We start from the raw sequence: 4,004 nt of genomic DNA, 5'->3' as shown, positions 1-4,004 counted from the left end.
ACAACGCGACCGCGTCCGCTTTGAACTCCGGCGGGTAGTGCTTCATCACCATCTGTGCAGGACTCCTGTCCACCCGGACCATCAAGATCCAAGTGTCTCCGGTGTCCAACATCCGGGGTCAAGGCCCCCCAGCTGGCCAAGGAAACCGGCGTCGGCCAGCTGATCACCCGGGCCGCCTACGAGCAGCCGGGCTGCTCGGACAACCATTGCGTTGCCGCGTCCAGGACGGGATCTTTGCTTCCTCCGCGCCCGAGGTTGTCGACGACTGGCTGGTCAGGCGGTATGGGGCTGTCGTATGCGCGCCCTGTGCGGTCGGCGTCCTTCCACTCTGTCAGGTTGAGGATCGCCCCGTCGGGCAGTCGATGCTGTGCGTTGCCGGTGGGGACGCCTGAGGTGTCCTCGCCGAAGGAGCGCGTATAAGGGCGCCCGCGGAAGGCCACGGTCACCGCCTCCCCGGAACTGCCAGTGGAACGGCTGGTGAGCACCGCAACGGGGGCCGATCCGCCACCTACGGGAGGACTTGTTCCCCAGCCGGTGGAATCACCGTCCAAACGAGGGCTGCCCTTCTCAATGGACCACACCGTCTTCTTGCCATCCGCATCGACGAATGATCCGACATTGCCGTCACCAAGGATCGGTCCCACGACGGCAAGCATTGGCCACATGTTGCCACCGAGGTTGCGGCGCAGGTCGATCACCCAGCCGCAGGCGTTCGGACGATTAGCCTTCGCCACGGCATTTCGCCCCTCCCGCACGTACTGTTGATAGACCTTCTCAGATCCCTGGACGCCGGGGAGCGACAGAAACCCCAGGCGGTCGGCTAACGCCCGCCCTTCCACAGGGTTGCGGATCTGCTCGTCCCCGTGCAGCTCTGTCGCCTTCCTTGGGTCGTAGAAACTGCTGTGCCCGTCTCCCAATCTGCCCAGGGCCGCCTCAATGGCTCGATAGGTATCGCCAGGACGCTGCGCGTTGCCGGCTTCGGTGAAGGCTGTTCGCCGTACCTCATCCCAGTCGACATCGTCGCGGCGAAGTGCCTTGTCCTCCATGAGGTCCAACGCGGTGGACAGGTAGGACCGGGCCTTGTCAGACATTGCCGGGCCAGGGGGCGACGCCTCCCCTCCCGAGCACCCAGCCCCGACAGCGAGTACACACACCAACCCAGCAGCCCTTAAACGCAGCAAACGCCCCCGAACCATGTGTCCTCCCAGTCAGCCAAACCTCGATCTATTGGTGACCCTAACTTCCGATGATCAACGCACGGCCGACCCCGGTTCAGAAACACGCACTCACAGCCGAGCGACTGCGCCACCTCCAGGACGCCTTCGCCAAGGCGGCCGACGACTCCCGCACCCGCGCGGACCGCTACGCCGAACAGGACGATGCCGACGGAGCGCAACCGGCGCGCCAGGACGACCAGCGAGCGCACCGCACGCAGGAGCCCGGACCGCACCGCGGCCGGGAGGCCGGCTACTGAGTGAGCACTGTGCACAGCGCGGGTTGGGCACAGTGCCGTACCAGAGGCTCGGGTGAGCGGCCTGGTCGGGGTCCGTAATGATCACCAAGCCCGCGCCCGCCCGCTACCTGCCCTCACGCCAGAGACCCGTACAGCCAGGGGACTTGAGGCCGCCTGCTTGCAGTCTGTGAATGTTGCGGCTTGCGAGTTATGTGAGAGGTATTGACGTCGTTCACCGGTTCCCTATCATCCAGTTGATCGACATTCCGGCCTTTGTTCGACGTAACGAACATCCCGGGGGTGTGTGTCGATCGAGGTCCGCACAGTTCCCGACGGGCCGACCGGAAACCCGCTCACTCAAGTAGGACGACGAGGTCCCATGCGCAGACGTAGTTCCCGCCGCAGGCATCCGTCCGCGGTGCTCGCCGCGGCGGTCGCGGTCATGACTTCATTGGCGGCCCTGATCGTCGCCAGCCCGGCTCAGGCGGCCACCACCGGCGACGTGCGCGGTGTTGATTCCGGCCGCTGTCTCGATGTGGCTGGCTTCAGCCAGACCGACGGCGCGAACGTGCACATCTGGGACTGCCACGGCGGAACCAATCAGAAGTGGACGCTGACGGACAGCGCCCAGCTGACCGTGTACGGCAACAAGTGCCTGGATGCCCGGAACGGCGGCACCACGCCCGGGACCCCGGTGCAGATCTGGACGTGCACCGGCACGGAGAACCAGCAGTGGCGGGTGAACCCCGACGGCACGATCATCGGCGTGCGGTCCGGGCTGTGCCTGGAGGCCTCGGGCTGGGGTAAGGCCAACGGCACGGAGGTGCGGCTCTGGTCGTGCACCGGCGGCGCCAACCAGAAGTGGACCGGCCTGTCCGGAGTGACCAACGCGTGTGCTCTTCCGTCGACCTACCGGTGGAACTCGACCGGCCCGCTGGCGGAGCCGAAGGCGGGGTGGGCCTCGCTCAAGGACTTCACCACCGTGAAGCACAACGGCAAGCACGTCGTCTATGCCACGACGCACGACACCGTCGCCGGTGAGAAGGGGCGCTGGGGATTGACGACCTTCAGCCCCTTCACGAACTGGTCCGACATGGCTACCGCCACCCAGAACACGATTCCCTTCGATGGCATCGCGCCGACGCTGTTCAACTTCGCCCCGAAGAACCTCTGGGTGCTCGCCTACAACGGGGGTTATCCCTACAGCTTCTCCTACCGCACCTCTAGCGACCCCACCAACCCCAACGGCTGGTCCGCGCAGCAGGAGCTGTGGACGGGCACCCTCCCGAAGGGGGGCCCCCTCGACGTGACCCTCATCGGCGACGACACGAACATGTACATGTTCTTCGCCAACGACAAGGGCGACATCTACCGGTCCAGCATGCCCATCGGCAGCTTCCCGGGCACCTTCGGTTCGGTCACGAAGATCATGAGTGACACGGAGCTCAACCTGTTCGAGGCGCCGGAGGTCTACAAGGTTCAGGGCCAGAACCAGTACCTCATGATCGTCGAGGCCCAGAATTACACGGGGTATGGTCGCTACTTCCGCTCGTTCACGGCCACCAGCCTCGACGGCACGTGGACACCGCAGCCGCAGGCCGAGACCGCGGCCAGCCCCTTCGCCGGCAGTGCCAACAGCGGCGCGACGGCCTGGACCAGGGACATCAGCCACGGCGATCTGGTTCGCACCAACCCCGACCAGACCAAGACCATTGACCCCTGCAACCTGCAGTTCCTCTACCAGGGGCGCGACCCCGCCACCGACGGCGGGGACTACGGCACCCTGCCGTACCGGCCTGGCGTGCTGACACTGCAGCGCTAACCGGTGGCGTGACACAGGTCCGGCTCCGCTGTTCCTGACGCTCGCGGGCAACGACGTACGCCGAACCGGGTGAGCGTCACAGCGAGCGATCAGGAACGGGTGGAGTGGGAGCGGCGGGCTCGGCGCAAGGCCGAGCCCGCCGCCACGTGGAGAACCCGGATGGTGGCGGCCTCGTCCTGGTCGACGACGAGACGCGGAACGTGTCAAGCCTGGTGAATCGGTCGGTTTTCAGGGTTTGTCGAGTGAGCCGGGGTCGTCGGCGTCCGAGGTGATCACTGGGCGGCGGCGTGGTCGTCCGGCTGGTTGATCCACACGTTGGTGGGGGTGATCGGCGGGGTGGGTGGCTTGTTGACGAACCGTTCAGGGGTGCGCTGGTGGACGGCGGTCAGGACGTCGGCGCGGACGGCGACCATCCGGACGACGGTGTAGCGGCTGTAGATGTCGACGATCGAGTACAGGTGGCAGAAGACCCGTTTGCCCGGTCCGCGCAGCCGCGTTACGTCCCGGGACCGGATCTCGTCCGGGCGGGTGGCCGGCAGTTCCGGTTGGCGTGCGCTGGGTGGACGACGTGGCGGCGACGCTCACGGACGGGCCTTGACCCTGGATGTTGGACACCGGAGACACTTGGATCTTGATGGTCCGGGTGGACAGGAGTCCTGCACAGATGGTGATGAAGCACTACCCGCCGGAGTTCAAAGCGGACGCGGTCGCGTTGTACCGGTCGAGGCC

At 66.1% G+C, this 4,004-nt stretch carries 4 protein-coding genes; 2 read left to right on the top strand and 2 right to left on the bottom strand.

The window, feature by feature from the left end:
• Positions 1-176: 176 nt before the first annotated feature.
• The gene (locus C1J00_RS39560) at positions 177-1,091 is read right to left on the bottom strand and encodes a S41 family peptidase (RefSeq protein ID WP_102913696.1); all 915 of its coding nucleotides are present in this window, start codon (positions 1,089-1,091) and stop codon (positions 177-179) included.
• Between the two features lie 155 nt (positions 1,092-1,246).
• On the opposite strand from C1J00_RS39560, the gene C1J00_RS39555 reads away from it, so the two are divergent.
• Entirely contained in the window at positions 1,247-1,474 is a 228-nt protein-coding gene (locus C1J00_RS39555; protein WP_245936693.1) for a hypothetical protein, read from the top strand.
• Positions 1,475-1,832: 358 nt separating this feature from the next.
• A complete protein-coding gene (locus tag C1J00_RS39550) occupies positions 1,833-3,275 on the top strand; it encodes a non-reducing end alpha-L-arabinofuranosidase family hydrolase (protein ID WP_180989865.1) in 1,443 nt (480 codons plus the stop codon).
• A gap of 272 nt (positions 3,276-3,547) precedes the next feature.
• Here the strand turns inward: C1J00_RS39550 and C1J00_RS45715 are convergent, their stop codons facing one another.
• Positions 3,548-3,688 carry a hypothetical protein gene (locus tag C1J00_RS45715; RefSeq protein WP_180989864.1) on the bottom strand — a complete coding sequence of 47 codons (141 nt, stop codon included), beginning with the start codon at positions 3,686-3,688 and terminating at the stop codon, positions 3,548-3,550.
• Positions 3,689-4,004: the final 316 nt, after the last annotated feature.

The sequence above is a fragment of the Streptomyces cahuitamycinicus genome, assembly GCF_002891435.1.
Lineage (GTDB): Bacteria > Actinomycetota > Actinomycetes > Streptomycetales > Streptomycetaceae > Streptomyces > Streptomyces cahuitamycinicus.
This window is presented reverse-complemented; position numbering and strand designations above follow the sequence as displayed.